Annotated in this window: 12 protein-coding genes and 2 pseudogenes; 6 read left to right on the top strand and 8 right to left on the bottom strand. The window is 67.8% G+C overall.

Annotated elements, in window-relative coordinates; translation table 11 throughout:
- Positions 1–166 precede the first annotated feature (166 nt).
- Positions 167–495, top strand: a pseudogene (locus AC4BEG_RS30425) (transposase); the annotation flags it as partial.
- 492 nt (positions 496–987) lie between these two features.
- Positions 988–2,190: an IS110 family RNA-guided transposase gene (locus AC4BEG_RS30430; RefSeq protein ID WP_490702873.1), complete on the top strand. Its 1,203-nt coding sequence runs from the start codon at positions 988–990 to the stop codon at positions 2,188–2,190.
- Between the two features lie 205 nt (positions 2,191–2,395).
- Here AC4BEG_RS30430 and AC4BEG_RS30435 read toward each other — a convergent pair whose 3' ends face one another.
- From AC4BEG_RS30435 to AC4BEG_RS30465, 7 genes and pseudogenes are all read right to left on the bottom strand, one after another.
- Positions 2,396–3,967: an FAD-dependent monooxygenase gene (locus AC4BEG_RS30435; protein ID WP_490702874.1), complete on the bottom strand. Its 1,572-nt coding sequence runs from the start codon at positions 3,965–3,967 to the stop codon at positions 2,396–2,398.
- A 736-nt stretch (positions 3,968–4,703) separates the two neighbouring features.
- Positions 4,704–4,928: a translation initiation factor IF-1 gene (gene infA, locus AC4BEG_RS30440; protein ID WP_010981942.1), complete on the bottom strand. Its 225-nt coding sequence runs from the start codon at positions 4,926–4,928 to the stop codon at positions 4,704–4,706.
- Positions 4,925–5,716: a GNAT family N-acetyltransferase gene (locus tag AC4BEG_RS30445; protein ID WP_490702875.1), complete on the bottom strand. Its 792-nt coding sequence runs from the start codon at positions 5,714–5,716 to the stop codon at positions 4,925–4,927. The genes infA and AC4BEG_RS30445 overlap by 4 nt, the downstream gene beginning before the upstream one ends.
- Before the next feature lie 204 nt (positions 5,717–5,920).
- Positions 5,921–6,151, bottom strand: a complete 231-nt coding sequence (locus tag AC4BEG_RS30450; protein WP_490702876.1) for a hypothetical protein — start codon at positions 6,149–6,151, stop codon at positions 5,921–5,923.
- Between the two features lie 382 nt (positions 6,152–6,533).
- Positions 6,534–6,832 (bottom strand): annotated as a pseudogene (locus AC4BEG_RS30455) (integrase); the annotation flags it as partial.
- 143 nt (positions 6,833–6,975) lie between these two features.
- Entirely contained in the window at positions 6,976–7,812 is an 837-nt protein-coding gene (locus tag AC4BEG_RS30460) for an alpha/beta fold hydrolase (RefSeq protein ID WP_490702877.1), read from the bottom strand.
- Positions 7,813–8,243: 431 nt separating this feature from the next.
- The gene (locus AC4BEG_RS30465) at positions 8,244–8,750 is read right to left on the bottom strand and encodes a carboxymuconolactone decarboxylase family protein (RefSeq protein ID WP_490702878.1); all 507 of its coding nucleotides are present in this window, start codon (positions 8,748–8,750) and stop codon (positions 8,244–8,246) included.
- Between the two features lie 126 nt (positions 8,751–8,876).
- Here AC4BEG_RS30465 and AC4BEG_RS30470 point away from each other — a divergent pair, with 126 nt between their 5' ends.
- A complete protein-coding gene (locus AC4BEG_RS30470) occupies positions 8,877–9,857 on the top strand; it encodes a pirin family protein (RefSeq protein ID WP_490707258.1) in 981 nt (326 codons plus the stop codon).
- Positions 9,858–9,867: 10 nt separating this feature from the next.
- Positions 9,868–10,209 carry a GNAT family N-acetyltransferase gene (locus AC4BEG_RS30475; protein ID WP_490702879.1) on the top strand — a complete coding sequence of 114 codons (342 nt, stop codon included), beginning with the start codon at positions 9,868–9,870 and terminating at the stop codon, positions 10,207–10,209.
- Between the two features lie 53 nt (positions 10,210–10,262).
- On the opposite strand, the gene AC4BEG_RS30480 is transcribed toward AC4BEG_RS30475, so the two are convergent.
- Entirely contained in the window at positions 10,263–13,010 is a 2,748-nt protein-coding gene (locus AC4BEG_RS30480) for an ATP-binding protein (RefSeq protein WP_490707259.1), read from the bottom strand.
- 310 nt (positions 13,011–13,320) lie between these two features.
- Between AC4BEG_RS30480 and AC4BEG_RS30485 the strand changes: the two genes are divergently transcribed.
- The gene (locus AC4BEG_RS30485) at positions 13,321–14,724 is read left to right on the top strand and encodes a helix-turn-helix domain-containing protein (RefSeq protein ID WP_490707260.1); all 1,404 of its coding nucleotides are present in this window, start codon (positions 13,321–13,323) and stop codon (positions 14,722–14,724) included.
- Complete coding sequence (locus AC4BEG_RS30490) at positions 14,725–17,472, top strand: ATP-binding protein (protein ID WP_490702880.1); 2,748 nt, start codon at positions 14,725–14,727, stop codon at positions 17,470–17,472. It begins immediately after the preceding gene.
- The last annotated feature ends 40 nt before the right edge of the window (positions 17,473–17,512 follow it).

Raw genomic sequence — 17,512 nt, forward strand, 5'->3', positions numbered from 1 at the left:
GTCAAGTACGCAGTCGGATCACGTGATCTACGAGTTGACTCCAGCACTGGGAGGTCCACGCGCCGCACGAACTCCATCTGGGGCAGGTCGAGGCCAGCACGGGTACCGGTGCGCGCCGCGCTCCTGGAGCAGGCACGGACGGGACTGCCCGCCGTCGAGGTTGTGCAGGTTCGGCTCCGGTGTTGGCCTGAAGGCATACGCCGGCTCCTCGCCCATCACCAGGGCCTCCGGGAAGAAGCCGAGTATCACCCGCCGGTGGGTCAAGAACGACCGGCTCAACACGCCGCATACCTATGGGCCTTCTCCGCTCTCCGGGCCTCGCCCGGAGCCATGGACCACTATCGGCGGCGCCGCGACGACCACGGAGACTGGCACGCCGCCGCCCAGCGACATCTCTTCAATCGCATGCTCGACCAGCTCTACCGCTGCCTCCAGAAAGGCGAGTTGTTCGATGAAGAGACCGCCTTCCCCACTCAGATGGCTGCCGCGGCTTGACACCTTGGCATCGTGATGTGTCTTCCTCACCCTTGGATGCGCACTCATCTGCTGGCGACGGCTGTCACAGCAGGCCCGAGCCCTCGCCCTCCCTCAGTAGCCTTCCCTGACCGAAGGAGCACGGTCGAGCAACTGGCTGACCTGAATGCTTTCTTCACGTGAGGTCGCCCTCGCCGGCGGGAGTGAAGTCGTCGGGAAGCAAGTCCAGCAGGCTCACCACGCGCCCCCCGTTATCTTCTTCGCGGTCCTGCAAGAGGGCCGCTGGCCTCCGGGCCCGGTATGACTGTTCCCCCCTGTCGAAGGGATGACCTGGGGGGTGGTGTCGCCGGGCCCGAGGGGTGCCGTTGGAGACGCTGATGAGAGGTCCGACTACCGCCTGGCCTGGCGCAACGCCAGGCCGCTTGCGGGCGGCAGGTCTGCATAACGTGGATGCGCGCGTACGGCCCCGAAGCCCCTGGCCAGCACCGCACGAACCCCGCTCGGGAGGATGGGTTGGACGACATCGACGACGTGGGCGTCTTCTTCGGCCTGGACGTCGGCAAGAGCACCCATCACGGGCACGGCCTCACGCCGGCCGGCAAGAAGGTCTTCGACAAGCAGCTGCCCAACAGCGAGCCGAAGCTGCGGGCTGTCTTCGACAAGCTGGCCGCGAAGTTCGGCACCGTGCTGGTGATCGTGGACCAGCCCGCCTCGATCGGAGCCCTGCCACTGACAGTCGCCCGGGACACCGGCTGCCGGGTCGCCTACCTGCCGGGCCTGGCCATGCGGCGGATCGCCGATCTCTACCCGGGCGAGGCGAAGACCGACGCCAAGGACGCCGCAGTAATCGCGGACGCAGCCCGGACGATGCCACACACCATCCGCTCGCTTCAGGTGACCGACGAGATCACCGCCGAACTGACCGTGCTGGTCGGCTTCGACCAGGACCTCGCAGCCGAGGCCACCCGCACTTCCAACCGGATACGCGGCCTGCTCACCCAGTTCCACCCCAGCCTGGAGCGCGTCCTCGGGCCCCGCCTGGACCACCAGGCCGTGACCTGGCTGCTGGAACGTTACGGATCCCCGGCCGCCCTGCGAAAGGCCGGCCGACGCAGGCTGGTCGAAGTGATCCGGCCCAAGGCCCCACGCATGGCCCAGCGCCTGATCGACGAGGTCTTCGACGCACTCGACGAGCAGACCGTCACCGTCCCCGGAACCGGCACTCTCGACGTCGTGATCCCCTCGCTGGCCCGCTCACTTGCCGCCGTTCACAAACAGCGGCAAGCTCTGGAAACGCAGATTGCGGCCCTCCTGGAGGAACACCCTCTTTCCCAGGTCCTGACCTCGATGCCGGGGGTCGCGGTCAGGACCGCCGCAACCTTGCTGGTCACCGTCGGCGACGGCACCAGCTTCCCCACCGCAGCCCACCTCGCCTCCTACGCCGGCCTGGCCCCGACAACGAAGTCCTCGGGAACCTCCATCCACAGCGAACACGCACCCAGAGGCGGCAACCGACAGCTCAAACGCGCGATGTTCCTGTCCGCGTTCGCCGCCCTGCACGACCCCGCCTCCCGTTCCTACTACGACCGCTGCCGAGCCCGGGGAAAGACCCACACACAAGCCCTCCTCCGCCTCGCCCGCCACCGCATCAGCGTGCTGTTCGCCATGCTCCGCGACGGCACCCTCTACGAACCCCGAACCCCACGCCTCGCTTGACGAAAGACATAGAGGCACGTTATAGCCCCCGACCAGCGGCATGCGGGGCTCGGTGTACGGAGACAGCTTCGACTCACGCAGTGGTCAAGAGTGCTCAAGGTGAGGGCGGACAACTTGCGGCGGTGATGTTCGAGCGGCGCACGTGAGCTGTGGCGATGCTTTCGCTCAGGCAGCCTGGCGGTACTTGTCATGGGGTGCTGCGCCATCAGGGGGGCGGTGCGGGGTGGGTAATTGCGGTGAGGGCGTGGTGGAGGGGCGCGTCGCTCAGTGGGCGGTCGCGCCAGCGGGCTCCGATGTGGCCGTCAGGTCGGATGAGCAGTGCTCCATGTGGGCGAAGATCGCAGAGCTCGATGTGCTCGTCGGGAAGGGTCTCGATGTGTAGCGGCCATGTTGCGGTGGTGTGTTGTGCCCAGTGGGTGGGGTCAGGAGTGAGCAAGGTGAACCATTCACCAAAGGCATCGAGGGTGGATCGGTTGCGTGTGAGCCAGAGGTGTGGCATGCGATGGCCTGGTGTTGCGGCGGCGACATAATCCGTGCCCGTGTCGGATGACTCGGGTGGGGTGCTGTTGTCGGTGAGGACAGCGTCAGAGTGGTAGGTGACGCCGAGCACGAGGCCGAGCTGAGCGAAGTACCGGTCCGACCAGGGAAGTTCGATGTGGCTCGGCGTTGCTTCGCTGATGTGGCGCTGCTCGCGGCGCCGGTTCTGCACTTGGAGCATGAGCCGGGTGTTGGCCACCGCTTGGCGGAGCGTTCGGTGGGCGACGGGTTGTCGCTCCGTCTCGTAGGTTTCCAGCAGGCTCGGTTCGGCCCACCCGTGGAGAACGCCCGCTAGTTTCCAGCACAGGTTGTGCACATCGGCGATGCCGGTGTTCATGCCCAAGCCGCCGATGATGGGGATTGCGTGCGCGGCATCGCCGGTCAGCAGGATCCGGCCGTGACGGAAGCGCTCGGCGACGAACGCGTTCATCACCCAGTGCTCGACCCGCAATGCGTCGGCTTGTACGCCGACGCACTGACCAAGGGCGTGCGAGAGGAGTCCGGGCCAGTCGGCGTGCGCAGCGCCTTCGGGTGTGGGAGTGAACCAGGCCCAGCCTCGTTCGGGGTAGAGCGGGGCGAATAATCCGTGCGCGGTGAAGTAGACCCCGGCGGGCTGGTGGGCGCACCAGCGGTTGAGGTCGGTGTCGAACAGGACGGTGGTGAAGCCCCCCATCGCTCCGGGGCCAGTGGTGTCGATTCCCAGTAGTCGTCGGACGGTGGAGTTCGCGCCGTCGGTGGCGAGTACATAATGGGCACGGACGCGTACCTCGTTACCGCGTTGGTGGTCGACCAGCAAGGCAACGATGCTGTCGGTTTCTTCGGCCAGGCCGATGAGCTCGACCCCGAACCGTACGTGTGCGTCTGCTGCGGCGAGCAGAGTGGGTTCCAAGAGATCCTGCGAGGTGACCACACCGATCACGGGGCTCTCGGGTACCGGAGCGTTGACCCCGACCATCGCTGCTGTGGCGAAGTCGCGGTCGCGTAGGGTGTCGCGGAAGCGGATGCGGCCGTACTCTGGTGCGAACGCATTGGCCGTGATCTTGGCAGCGAGCCCGAGCTGACGATAGATCTCCATCGAGCGCAGGTTGACCAGCCGGGCCCGGGGAAAAGGCGACAGCTCGCCGTGTTTTTCGACCAGTAATACTCGCAGGCCCCAGCGCTCCAGTAGCGCTCGGGCGGTGAGCCCGACTGGCCCAGCGCCGACGATCAATACAGCCACCTCGGCGTTTGCTACGGGCATATCGAGCTCCTGCTGCTCACCTGGGGCACTCTGTTTCTGTCAGCCATGCGTCTCGCGATTTGCTCCGGTCCCAACGGTGATCAGGCCGGCGCCGACAACAACGGGTGCGGTGGCCTCGGCGGACAGCCGGAGCGCTTCCGGGTGACCGCAACAGGCATGCAACCTGTAGGCGCACATTGGCCGCCACTGGCACGCCGATCCCATCCCCTGACGCGATGGCCGCCTCTACGATGACCTGAACCGCCATGAGGCCAATCTGCCGCATCCGGCGGCCGGTCGCCATGCTGGCGCTTCGGCGTACACCCGAACGTGCCGCACAGCCACCGTGCACCGCGGAGGGTGTGGGTTTCCAGAATTGGGCCCCTGCGTTGCGCTGCGGTTTTATGCCCCCGCCGTCAGTGAACCAGGTGCCTCCCGCGCCGGGAGTGTGTGACATCCCGTGGTGCGCCACGAGGCGCCCCCGTCAGGCCCGAGGGCAACGTCCGCCCCTTAGCGACCGCCAAGTCGCAGCATTGACCAAGGCGAGCACTCCGCGACGACTACTCCAGACTCGCGTCCTCGGCGGCCTGATCAACCAGTACAGGTACGCGGCCTGACCTGCCGGGACGGGTTTCTGAACGGCACAGGCTGGAGCGGTGGCCGCCGCTGGCCGTGCGAGCCATCATCGGGGCCCCGGTCACGGAAACGCTGTGACCGGGGCCCCAGGATCAGGTACCGCGGAAGGTGCCGATCGCCGCTAGTTCCGGTACCGGAACACGATCCGGCCGCGCGTCAGGTCGTACGGCGGGAGCTCCACCAGCACCCGGTCTTCCAGCATGATCTTGATGTAGTTCTTGCGGATCTTCCCGCTGATGTGCGCGAGCACTTGGTGGCCGTTCTCGAGCTCCACGGTGAACATGGCGCTGCGCAGGCACTCGACGACCTTGCCCTCGACTTCGATGACGTTCTTGTTCTTCGTCATCGCACCAGCTCCAGGTTGCTGCTCATCGGCCGGGCGCCGATGCCCTCGAACAGCGCCGAGGCTGCTTGGTTGGACTCGTGGACTTCGGTCCAGGCCGCGGCGAACCCGGAGCGGTGCAGCGTCCCCAGCGTGTGGGCCAGCAGGGCCCGCGCGATGCCGCGGCGCTGCTCACCGGCCCGGACCGCGACCAGCCCGATGCGCGGCCGCTTCACGGTCACCACCCGGGTCAGACCCAGGTAGCGGTCCGGCGCCGCGGCCACCGCGTACTTCGACGAATCGACGATGGTGTCGTCTTCGGGGCGGGGAATTACCTCCGCGGGCATCGACTGCCACCCGACGGTCGCCTCGACTTCGTCACGGATCGCGCGGTCCACCGCCCGCAGCAGACTCTGGTCCGCCTGACCGGCGGGCACGATCGTCACGCCCGAAGGCGGCAGGACTGCTTCGAGCCCTGTGACCCGCGGGTCGGTCGGCACGACGTACTCCCACTCGCGGCGCCGGATGGTGAAACCGGCCCGCCGCCAGCCGGCCGTCAGCTCGATGTCGGCTTCGTCGACCACCGTGTACAGCGGCGCCGGCAGTTCCGCCAGCATCGCCTCGGCGAGCCGGTCGAAGGTGGCGTCGTGCCAGGCGTCGATGCTGACGAACAAGCGTCCGTCAGGCCGGTGTTGCGCATGCCCGCGGCCGACCACCAGGTTGTCATCCAGTGCATGCCATTGCCTGTCCGCGACGCGTGTGATCATTACCGCGTTCTCGCTCAGGCCAGATGTGAAGGGCTTCGTGTTCATCGGAGTCTCCTTCCAGGAGTGCCTCGATCTCAGGCGCTCCTGGCGACACCGAACGTCAGCCGCCGGACCGTGACGGGTTGAGGGAGCACCCATGGGTGACTGTGTTCACGGGGCTCACCTCCATACGACGACTTCACGGTCCACCGCGAAAGTAGCAGCGGGTGCCGCCTCGCTCAACTCCTTTCCTATGAGCTCATGACGCGATCATGATCCGGTCTTCTTGAGGCGTCTCCAGCAGATGAGGCTGCAAGCCAACGAGAGGAAGGAGTCGTGGAGTTCGATACGTCCTTCCCAGCGGACCTCGAGGCGTTTGAACTGGTGGAGCAGGGCGAAGGTCTGCTCGACGACGTGGCGGAGCCTGCCCAGGCCCTTGATGTTCGGGGAGCCCTTGCGGGAGATCACCGCCTGGATGCGGCGGCGTCGCAGCTCACGCACATCCTTCGTCCGGCGACGGGCGGAATGCCGTCGACGAGGTCGATGGTCTGGGTGATGCCGTTGACGTTGGCGACGGTCGTGATGACGTGCAGCGAGGTGCCCTTGCCGTCGCAGACCAGGTGGTGCTAGCTGCCCGTCTTCCGCCGGTCGACCGGTGACGGACCGGTCGCGGCGCCTTTTCGCGCGCACGTGAGAGCCGTCCACGCACGTGCGGGTCCAGTCGAGCTCGCCAGGCGCGTTGAGCTCGGCGAGCAGGATCCGGTGCAACCGCTCGAAGACTCCGGCCCGCTGCCAGCGGTCCAGGCGCCGCCAGCAGGTCTGCCCGGACCCGAACCCCAGGTCCAGCGGGAGGAGTTGCTGCCAGGCGATGTCCTGGTGCAGGAAGGTTGGGCCCGAGTTGCACGGTCCAGTCCCCGGTCGGATGTGCGCTGGCGCCCAGAATCCTGATGCGACGGGTGATGTGCTCGGTGACGGTGAAGACGTACAGGCGTGCTCCGGTCAGCGTGCGGACTTCGAAGAGGTCGCAGGCGGGAAGGGTCTCGGCCTGGCTGCGGAGGAAGTCGGTCCAGGTGGTGCTCTGCCGTTCGGGTGCGGGTGGGATGCCGTGCTCGCGGAGGATCTCCCAGACGGTGGAGGCGGCGAGTTTGATGCCAGGGCCGCGAGTTCGCCGTGGATCCGGCGACATTCCTACGAGGCACACCGCAGCGGCACCGACCGCGCGCGAGCGCCGTCGGCATCCCCGTCCCCAGCGATCCCGACAGCAGCCTCGATCCGCAGGCCCGCCGGGCGGGCCTCGGCAGGGGGTCACTTGCTCTGGCAGGGGGTCACTTGCTCAGGAAGGTGAGCAGCGCGTTGTTGACCTCCTCCGCGTGGGTCCACAGCAGTCCGTGCGGGGCGCCCTCGACCTCTACGTAGTCGGCGGATGGGAGCGCCTTGTGGAAGGGCCGCGCGGTTCCCTCGGCGGGCAGGATCCGGTCGGCAGTACCGTGCAGGATCAGGGCCGGCACGTCGATGGCCGGGATGTCGGCACGGAAGTCGGTGTACCAGGTCGACGGTGCGGCAGCGGCGGCGAAGGAGCCGCCGCCCGCGGCGATGTTCCAGCTGTTACGGACCGCCTCCTCGCTGATCCTGGTACCGAGGTTCTCGTCGAGGTTGTAGAAGTCCTTGTAGAAGGCGGTGTAGTACGCGTAGCGGTCCGCCTTGACGGCCGCGACCACGCCGTCGAAGAACTCCTTCGGGGCGACCCCGTCCGGGTTGTCGTCGCTCTTCAGCAGGCAGGGCTCCAGCGAGGCCAGGAAAGCGACCTTGGCGATCCGGGCGGAGCCGTAGCGGGACACGTACCGGGCGACCTCACCGGTACCCATCGAGAACCCGACGAGGACGGCGTCCCGCAGGTCGAGGGTCTCCAGCACGGTGTTCAGGTCGGCCGCGAAGGTGTCGTAGTCGTAGCCGGTCGTCGGCTGGCTGGACTGCCCGAAACCGCGGCGGTCGTAAGTGATCACACGGTAGCCCGCGTCGAGCAGCACGGCGCTCTGCCGCTCCCAGGAGTGGCCGTCGAGCGGGAATCCGTGGATGAGGACGACCGGCTGCCCGGTTCCGTGGTCCTCGTAGTAGAGGTCGATGGAGGTGGAGTTCTCCTGACCCACGGTGATGTACGGCAAGGTCGCGTTCCTTCGTCCGGAGTGACTGGCGCGCGCAGGACCACGCTCTGTCTCGATGAGGCAGGGCGCTGTACGGACGGCATCGACCCATCGGCGTCCGACGTCCGGGCTTCGCGGCACGGGATGTCATCACGCTAGGGCGACATCGCGCCGCCTGTTGTCCTCGAATGCACCGCTTCTTGCCTGAAAGTGCCAGGAAGGGACGTGTCCCGGCCCGCTGCTGCGCACGTCGAAGACGCCCCCGCACCCCTCGGAGGCGCGGACGGACCACGTGGTGCACCAACAGACACGGCACCTCCACCGGCCGCCCCTGATGTGCTGTTCAAGCCTGCGGCCCATCGCCTGGCTCGGACACCGCCTGCGCCGGTCCCGCCCGGCCCCGTTACCGACCTGATCTTGAGCGCTGTCTGCTGAGCGGACCGAGGTGGCGATCACCCACGTGGGGAACCAGGTATCAGGGGGATCCCGCGGACGGGGTGCTTGCTCAGGATAGAGACCCGGTTGAAAGCGTTGATGGTGATCGCCACCCAGATCACGGCGGAGATCTCGTCGTCGTTGAGGACGTGGCGAGCTGTTTCGTAGGCGCTCTCCTGCGCGACGGCGTTCGCGGGTTCGGTGGTCACCTCCGCCAGGGCGAGTGCCACGCGTTCCCGTTCCGTGAACAGTTCGGTGTCGCGCCAGACGGCCAGCACGCCCAGACGCTGGGTGGTCTCACCAGCGCGCAGCGCGGCCCTGGTGTGCACGTTGAGGCAGTAGGCGCAGCCGTTGATTTGTGACACGCGGAGGTTGATCAGCTCTACCAAGCTGCGGTCCAGCCCCGACTCGGCGGCGACCGCGCGGACCGCATCGGCCGTCTCGACCAGTGCGTGGTAGGCCTTGGGGCTCTGCTTGTCGATGAAGACACGCCGGCTCGCGGGGTCTGCTGTGATGTGACTCAACGTGGACTCCTTCAGGGCCGCCCCCCGGCCCTCGTTCGCTCTGCCGTGCATGTGATGGGGCTGGACCTTACTATCAGGCGTGATTATTGAATATGAAATCAACGTCGGGTGCGAGAGGGGCGTGCGATGAGCAACGTAGAAGTGGATCCCGCCGAACTGCGCTGCGGCGCCGCGGACCACGGTGAGGCCGCGCCGCAGGTCGACGTGCTGACCGCGCGGGACGTCCCGTTGGGCGGGCCAAGAGGGACGACGGTGCGGCGCACGCTGCCGCAGCGGGCCCGGACGCTGATCGGGGCCTGGTGTTTCGTCGACCACTACGGCCCAGACAACGTCGCTGACACGGGCGGCATGGACGTCGCTCCCCGTCCGCACACCGGCCTTCAGACCGCGAGCTGGCTGTTCAGCGGAGAGATCGAGCACCGCGACAGCCTGGGCAGCCACGCGCTCGTACGGCCCGGCGAGCTGAACCTCATGACCGGCGGGTACGGCATCTGCCACTCGGAAGTCTCCACCACCCGTACCACGACCCTGCACGGCGTCCAGTTGTGGGTGGTGCTGCCCGAAGAACACCGGCACACCAGCAGGGACTTCCGGCACTACGCGCCGAGCCCGGTCCGGGTGGGCGGCGCAGAAATCAGAGTGTTTCTGGGATCCCTCTCCGGGGACACCTCTCCGGTGCGAACGTTCACGCCCTTGCTCGGCGCCGAACTCGTCCTTGAGCCGCGCTCGACGGCCACACTCCCGGTGGATGCCGCCTTCGAGCACGGCCTTCTCGTCGACCAAGGGGACGTCCGCATGGCCGGAACGCTCCTGCGCCCGGCGGAGCTGGGCTACCTCGGCACGGGAAACGACACGCTGACGCTGACAAACGAGACGGACACCCCTGCCCGGGCGGTGCTGCTGGGCGGGACGCCGTTCGAGGAACAGATCGTCATGTGGTGGAACTTCATCGGTCGCAGCCACGAAGACATCGTCGAAGCCAGGGAAGCGTGGCAGAACGCATCCGACCGCTTCGGCAGGGTCGATGGTTACGACGGCGATCGCCTTCCCGCGCCCGCCCTTCCGAAAGCCACCATCTCGCCGCGCACAAACCCAACGCGCCACTGAAAGGCACACGATGACAAAGCCCGCCGCCGCTCCGACCGTCCAGCGAGTGGACGCCAATGACCGGTACGAAATCCTGGTAGACGGCAAAACCGCCGGCCTCACCGCGTACCGCGACCGCGATGACCAGCGCGTTTTCTACCACACCGAAATCGACGACGCCTTCGCCGGGCAGGGCCTGGCTTCGCTCCTCGTCCAGCAGGCCCTGACCGACGTACGTGCCTCCGGGAAGCGCATCGTGCCGGTCTGTCCCTACGTGGCGAAGTTCCTCAAGAAGCACGACGAGTTCGCCGACATAGCCGACCCCGTGGCCCCCGAAGTCCAGCAGTGGCTGGCGACCGTGCTGCCGCAGTGACTGCCCGCTGTGCTGTGCGGGACAACAAGCGTGTGGGGGCAGGAGGGTCATGCTCAGTTCGCGCTCAGCTTGTCCCTCAGCTGGCCGCGAGAGGTGATCCCGAGCTTCGGGAAGATGCGGTACAGGTGCGCGCCGATCGTTCGCGGTGACAGATACAGTTCCTGACCTATCTCCTTGTTGGAGAGGCCTTCCGCCGCGAGCTGGGCGATCTGCAGCTCTTGAGGTGTAAGCAGGTCCCAGTCGGTACGGCTTTGACGCTTGCTGCCCTCGCCTGCCGAGCGGAGTTCGTGGCAGGCGCGTTCGCACCAGGGCTCCACACCGAGGACCCCGAAGGACTCTCGGGCGATCCGGAGCGGGGTGCGGGCTTCCATCACGCGGCGACGCCGTCGGAGCCAGGCGCCGTAGGCGAGCATGAGTCGGGCGCGGGCAAAGGGCGCATGGGACATGTCCAGATCGAGCGCCGAGCGGAAGCGCTCTTCCGCATGCTCATCGTCGGAGAGCAGCGCACGGGCGAATCCCAGGTTTATCCGGATCAGTTGGGCCTCGCTGGATCCGGCGGACGCGTCGAGCTGTCGCAACGCGACCCTCGCCATGGCTCGTTGATCATCGCCCATCGCAGCCTCGGCCAACTCCGCGATGGCGGTGGTTTGCAGGAACGGATGGTAAGCCGGATCGGTCGGGTCGAACACCCGCCAGATGCAGTGGAACGCCTCGGCGTGGTTGCCGGCGGCGAGCCCGATCCGGCCGCGCGTGATCTGGATGAACGCGAGGTTGGAGGCATTGGCCACGGACAACCCTTGACGCTCCGCCTCGTCGATGACGGAGAGCGCCGTGTCCAGATCTCCGTGCAATGCGGCGAACTGGGCCTTCGCGATTCGCGCGCCGGTCAGCCAGCGCGGCTGGGCGTTCTCCTCGGCCAGATGCATCGCCTCGGCCACAGCCGGGAGTCCGGTCTCCCAGTCGACGGTGTGCAGGGCGCTGAAGGCGAGGGGCACCAGTGTCTGGGCCAGCAGGCCCAGACAGCCTTGGGCACGCAGCCCGGCCGCCGCGTGCCGGAGAAATCCGGTGGCGTGGTCGTACGCGTTCGCCATCGTGGCCGCCGTGCCCAGGGTGGCAGCGGCCAGAAAGTCGTACCCGCCCTGACGTTCGACGCGCTCCAGGCGTTCGAGTACCGTCGCCGCCCGCTCCACCGGGGTGGCCGCGGCCAGTGTGTACACCAGGTCCGGGTGGAGTTCCGGAACGGGTAGCCGCTCGGCCGCAGCCACTACGCGTTCCCGTAGTTCCCGTCCGGGATCGGACCACCAGCACCGCCGCGCGGCTGCGCGCAACAGCCGCAGGGCCAGTTCGGGATCGCCGGCCTCGGAGGCCCGCTCCGCTGTTGTGATCAGTAGATGGAGCCGGGGAGTGCTCCCCGCGACATCCACTTCGAGCCCCTCGCGCAGCAGGAGTAGCCGTGCCCGCTCCAGCACGCCGAGCTCCAGCGGTTCGGCCTGCTGCAACAGGCTTGACGCTCGGTCCGTCTGGCCGAGTTCAAGGGCCAGTTCCGCGGCGCCCAGGAGGCGTGCCACTCTTCCGGAAGGAATTTCGCTCAGTGTTGTGGCGCGTTCCAACGCCATCATGGCCACCGCGGCGGCGCCACGCCCTTTCGCTCGGAGAGCCACCTGGTCCAGTTGCCGCGCCACCGCTTCGTCGGGACGACCGATGGCCGCAGCCCGGTGCCATGCCTGCCGGTCAGGCTGTCCATGAAGGATGTCGGCCAGTGCGCCGTGGGCGGCGAGACGGTCCGCGAGCGTTGCCGAGCCCAGGACGGCCGAGCGCACCAAGGGATGGGTGAAGTCGATGCGGAACTCATCGGCGGACACCAGACGTGCGGCTATGGCGGGCTCCAGGGAGCGTGCGGAAATCTCTGTGCCCGTGAGTATCGAAGCGGCGGCCAGCACATCGATCGGCGCACCGCCGTCGTCGGCGGCGGTGACGAGCAGCGCACTGCGTGTGTCGGACGGCAGATCGGCCAGGCGTGAGGCGAAAGCACGCTCGAGTCTGGCGGTGAGGGGGAGTGCTGTCGATGCCACGGCCCCCGAGGTCTCCCCGTCAGCGCCGAGGGTGATCGGGAGCTCGATCAGCGCCAAAGGGTTGCCGGCGGCCGTCTCCACCACACGGCGACGTACGCCCGGGTCGAGACCGGGTTCGCGGGCGTCCAGCAGAGCATCGGCCGCGGCTGGCTCCAGGGGCTTCAGGTGCAGTTCGCGGATGTCCAGGGTGCCCAGCGACGCCGCGTGGCCTTCACGGAGGGCAAACAGCAGGCCGAGAGGTTCGGCGCCGAGGCGCCGTGCGATGAATCCGAGAACGTCCAGGGTCGGGACGTCGAGCCACTGGGCGTCGTCCACGATCAGCAGAACGGGGGCTTCCGCGGTCGCCTCGACGAGCAGGCTGAGCGTGGCCAGGGCGATCATGAAGAACTGGGGCGCGGAGGCACTGGGGGACGGCTCTGCCATGCCGAAGGCGCCCCGCAGCGCATCCGCCTGGATGGGAGGAAGGTGCGAGACCCGATCCACCATGGTCCGGGTCAGCTGGTGCAGCCCCGCGAATGGCAGATGGGTCTCCGCCTGTACACCTGACGCCTTGAGGACCATGAATCCTGAGTTCTGGGCCTGGGTGACAGCGTGGGCCAAGAGGGAGGACTTGCCGATCCCCGGGGCTCCCTGAATCAGCAGTGCACTGCCGCGCTCCGGTAGTCCGTCGACCCATTCGTCGACAGTCGCCAGCTCCTTGTCCCTACCGAACAGTATGTTGCCCGACATCCGATGTTCCCCTGCGCCACTGTTCTGACCTGGACAGGAACAGTCTAAGTGCGCGCAGAGAACACCACGGCGCACTGAGAATCACATGTCTCTCGGCGCACCGCCTCCTCACAGTCACTTCGCAGTCATCATGCCGACGACGTAAGTCATCGGGCCTTCCAAGATGGACGCTGTGCCGAGCCGACAGCTTGTGCGGCGATGGGTTCCGGCACGCGTGACCGGCTGGAGGACCCCTATGACACCTGTGATCGACACAGCCAGATTTCCGGACTGCGGGAACAGGATTCGCCGCTGGAGCCGGGCTGTCTCCATGGCAACTCTCCCGGTGTCGGTTGCTTCGTACGGGGGGCCATCGCTGGAAGGCCGGATGACGACCCAGCCACTGGGGCACTTGCTCTTCGTCACGACAGACGCGGATCCGCAACGCTTCACCCGCAGCCGACGACGGATCGCCCGTGATGCGGGGCAGACCGAGGGCTTCGTGGTGGTCGCCGTCGTGGGGGCCACCAGTGCTGTGCTGCGGCAGGGCGGAAGAACGGCTGAGCTCGCCGCCGGAACGCTTGCCCTTTGGGACACGGAGCGCCCGCATGTGGTCGACTTTCCGCGCGGTGTAGCCATCAAGGCCTGCCTCGTCCCCCGCAGCGCTCTCGGCGTACGGGACGACCAACTGGAGCGGGTGACGGCCACCGTGATCGACGCGGCCGGTCCGGTGGCCGCCCTGGTCGGACCGCTTCTCGTGACGATGGCCGAGAAAGCGGCGGACTGTCCTGAGCGTGTTGCCGGCCGCCTGGCCCGCAACTTCACTGACTTGGTGGCCACCCTCATCACCGAGCAGGCCGCCGGTGACGTGGAGGGCACGGTCGATTCCCGATACCGCCAGACCTGGGAAGTCCGCGCCTACGTGGACCGCCACCTCGGGGATCCGGGGCTCAGTCCGGACACCATCGCGGCTGCTCACCGGATGTCCCTCCGGTCCCTCCACAAGCTCTTCGAAGGGGAAGAGATCACCGTCAGTCGCCTGATCAAGCGCCGTAGGCTGCGGGAGTGTGCCAGGGATCTCGCCCGGGGCGACATCGGTGAGACGACAGTCTCCGGCGTGGCCCGGCGTTGGGGTTTCACCAATCCGGCCCACTTCAGCCGACTCTTCCGCGATGCGTACGGCATGTCTCCGAGCCAGTGGCGTGACACTCGGGCCGGCGCTACGCCAACCGAGCCGTCAGCCGTGGTGGACGGGCCTTTCCCGATGTCAGCGGAGAGCAACTGCATTGCGCCGGAACGGGTGCGGCAGGAGGCTCGCCGTGGCCGTGGCGAGCAGCATGATGATCAGCGAGGAGAACGGGCCACTGATCGCGTCCGCCTCCCACTCGGCGTCGAGGAAGACGATCTCTGTCATGCTCCGCGTCGGCACGAGAAGTACGACCGCAGACCCGCAGTGACGAAGCACTCTCAGACGGTGGGCTTGGCTTGCCGCGAGACGGCCACGCATGGCGAGCCCGCGGAGAGCCGCGACCCGCTGGACGTCACGCACGCCCTCGGGCGTTTCCACGCCGACGGAGAACGTGAGCCCGCCACCGATCTGCCGCCCGAGGCGCTCGCCGGTCCTTCCGGCGCTGAGACCTTCCAGCGCCGACAGGCGACCCCGAAGGGCGCAGTCACCAGTCGGCAGGGGCTGAGCCCGGCTTCGGCCGGCGAGTGCGGACAGGAAGGCGCGTGAGTGGCGGGGTCAGGCGGATCGCTGTCCCTTAATGGTCTGCGCGGCCGAGAGGCCGAGCTCGAAGAGCTACAGGCACTGATCGCCTCGGTGGCCCGGACCGGAAGCGGCGGCTTGGCCCTGATCCAGGGCGAACCGGGCGTCGGCAAAACCACGTTGCTCGCCGAGGCCGTCACCAGGGCCAGGTCAGCGGGATTCTCAGTCGGCCTCGGCAAGGCCGATGAGCTGCATCGCATCGTCCCGCTCTCGTCGCTGGCGACCTGCATCCTGCATGGCGATCAGCCGCTGCTGTCCGGCGATGCCCTTGCCGATCTTGCGCGCAATCACGATCACCGGATCTGGCTGGTGGAGCGCCTGGCGGAGGCGATCGAAGCCAGAGCCGGCAGCGTGCCGGTGCTGATCGCTCTCGACGACGTGCAGTGGGCCGACCCGCTGAGCTGGTTCGCCCTGAAGCGGCTTCCGACACGCTTGCGGACCTCGCCGGTCCTGTGGTTGCTGACCGGGCGACTGGAGCCCGCCAGTCCAGCGGAGGAGGTCGTCGCAGCCGCGATGGACACACTCCCGACGCTCACTGTGCCGTTGGGGCCACTGCCCGGCGCCACCATCGGCCAACCGGCCGGCGACACACTGGGTGCAGCCGTTGACGAATGGGTACGGGACTCGCTCGACGGAGCCGACGGGAACCCGTTTCCGGCGGTCGAGATGCCCGCGGGACTGCGGACTGTCAAGGCCTCGGGTGAACTTGTGCCCCCAGGGCTCGTGGTGGGTGTGCGCGCCAGGCTCAGATCCCTGCCGCCCAGCACACTGCGCTTCCTTCAGATGGGAGCGGTGTTGGGACGCAGGTTCGGCTTCCACGACGCCGCCGCGCTCTGCGGCCAACCGTCCGCAACGTTGATCGCGGCGCTCGAGGAGGCGGTGCGCGCCGGCCTCCTGGACGACGACGGCGATCATCTGACCTTCCGGCATGATCTGCTGCGCCAAGCGATCTACGTCGACATCCCGCCGTCAGCCCGGAAGGCTCTGCACCGAGAGGCCGCCCACCAGCTTGTCTCCGCGGGCCGTCAGCCGATCGACGCGGTGCCGCACATCCTCAGGGGCGCCCTGCCCGGAGACGAGGAAGCCGTGGCACTGCTGCGGCAAGCCGCTGACGACGTACTGCCGGTCACGCCGGGCCTCGCGGCCGACCTGATGACGCGCGCCCTGGAATTGGTGCCGCCCGCGCGGCCGTTGCGGTTCGAAGTGGGTGAGCAGGCGATCGTCTGCCTGACTCGGGCCGGCAGGAGCCGAGAGGCGCTGTTGACCGGCGACCGGCTGCTGATCCTCCGTCCGCCACTGGAGGCATTCAGTCGGCTGCAGGCTGCCCTCGGCAGGACGCTGTGGAACATGGATCTCGCTGAGGAACTACGCCGACGGGCCGAATCGGCCCTCGCGATCGGCGTCGCCGCGCCGGAGGTCGGGGCGAGGCTGGCCGCTCTGCGTGCGCTGGCTCTGTCCCGGGACCATGATCTTGTCGCGGCGCGCGAGGCCGGCGAGACCGCGCTGCGTGCCGCTACCGCGATCGGTGACCGGGAGGCGCACGTCCTGACGCTGTCCGCGCTCGGCGAGATCGCGCGGAGCGCGGGTGAGAACGTCGTCGCGCTGGAGTGCTTCAGCTCACTCAGTGCCGTCGATTCCGCTTTCCTTCCCGAAGAGATCGTCGCGCACCTGCACGTGGACGACTTCGAGTCCAGCGAACGCCTGCTCCTGCAGGCAGCAGACAATGCCGGGTCGATGCGTCAGGCAATGATGCTGTGGGCACAGTGTCAGCACGATCTGGGGCTCGGCAGGCTCGCCGACGCCGACGCCGGCTTCGTGACAATGGAGCGACTGGAAGACGACGTACAGGTACCCGTCCAGCAGGTGAACGCTCGCGTGATCCGCTCCTGGATCGCCCTGCTGCGCGGCGATCGGGAAGCGGCGCGGGAGCACCTGGCCGCAGCGCAAGAAAGACTGACAGCCAAACCGAACCCGGGCAACACGGCAGCGGTGCGCTTCCTGGAAGCGGTCCACGCCGAGGCCGACGGAGAGATCGGGCTTGCCATCGACAAGATTCGACAGGTGCAGCGGAAAGGATTCTTCATGCGCTGGACACTGTTGCGCAACTGGGTTGATTCCGCGATACGCATAGCTCTGCGGGGCGCGGACCACGAACTCGCCGAGGACCTCGCCGCACAGGCCGAAGCCCATGCCGAACGCAACCCGGCCGTGCCCACCGCCACGGGCATCGGGGCGCAGGCCCTCGGACTCGTGAAGAACGATCTCGCCCTGCTGGAACGTTCCGTGGCACTGCTCAGGGCAAGCCCTCGCCCGCTGGTCCGGGCCGCCGCCTACGCCGATCTCGGACAGGCACTCCTCGCAGCGGGCCGGAGATCTCAGGCAGTGGCCGCCCTGACGCACGCCCAGGGCACGTTCGCCGAGTCAGGTGCCCATGCCGCAGCGGCACGCATGCAGCGCGATCTCGATGGTGCGGGGGCCGGCAGCCGCAGGGCAGCGTCCACGCAGCGCCCCGTCCAGGGATGGGGGGCCCTCACGGCCTCAGAGAAGAAGGTCGCGCGCCTCATCGCCGAGGGCTACACCAACCGGTCGGCCGCCGACCTGCTCGTCGTCTCCCCGCACACGGTCAACACTCACCTGACCTCCGCCTTCCGCAAGCTGTCGGTCAACTCACGGGTTCAGCTCGCCAACCTGGTCATGGCCTTGCCCGACAACTGAGCGGACCTGTTGGTACGTTCGCGCGATGCCCCGTCGTACC

It is taken from the genome of Streptomyces sp. JLBJ103, from assembly GCF_058215575.1.

Bases quoted from the DNA above. Each gene is read 5' to 3' on its own strand.
- AC4BEG_RS30480 (WP_490707259.1), bottom strand. From the start codon at position 13,010: ATGTCGGGCAACATACTGTTCGGTAGGGACAAGGAGCTGGCGACTGTC.
- AC4BEG_RS30445 (WP_490702875.1), bottom strand. From the start codon at position 5,716: ATGAACACGAAGCCCTTCACATCTGGCCTGAGCGAGAACGCGGTAATG.
- AC4BEG_RS30435 (WP_490702874.1), bottom strand. From the start codon at position 3,967: ATGCCCGTAGCAAACGCCGAGGTGGCTGTATTGATCGTCGGCGCTGGG.
- AC4BEG_RS30485 (WP_490707260.1), top strand. From the start codon at position 13,321: ATGGCAACTCTCCCGGTGTCGGTTGCTTCGTACGGGGGGCCATCGCTG.
- AC4BEG_RS30470 (WP_490707258.1), top strand. From the start codon at position 8,877: ATGAGCAACGTAGAAGTGGATCCCGCCGAACTGCGCTGCGGCGCCGCG.
- AC4BEG_RS30475 (WP_490702879.1), top strand. From the start codon at position 9,868: ATGACAAAGCCCGCCGCCGCTCCGACCGTCCAGCGAGTGGACGCCAAT.
- infA (WP_010981942.1), bottom strand. From the start codon at position 4,928: ATGACGAAGAACAAGAACGTCATCGAAGTCGAGGGCAAGGTCGTCGAG.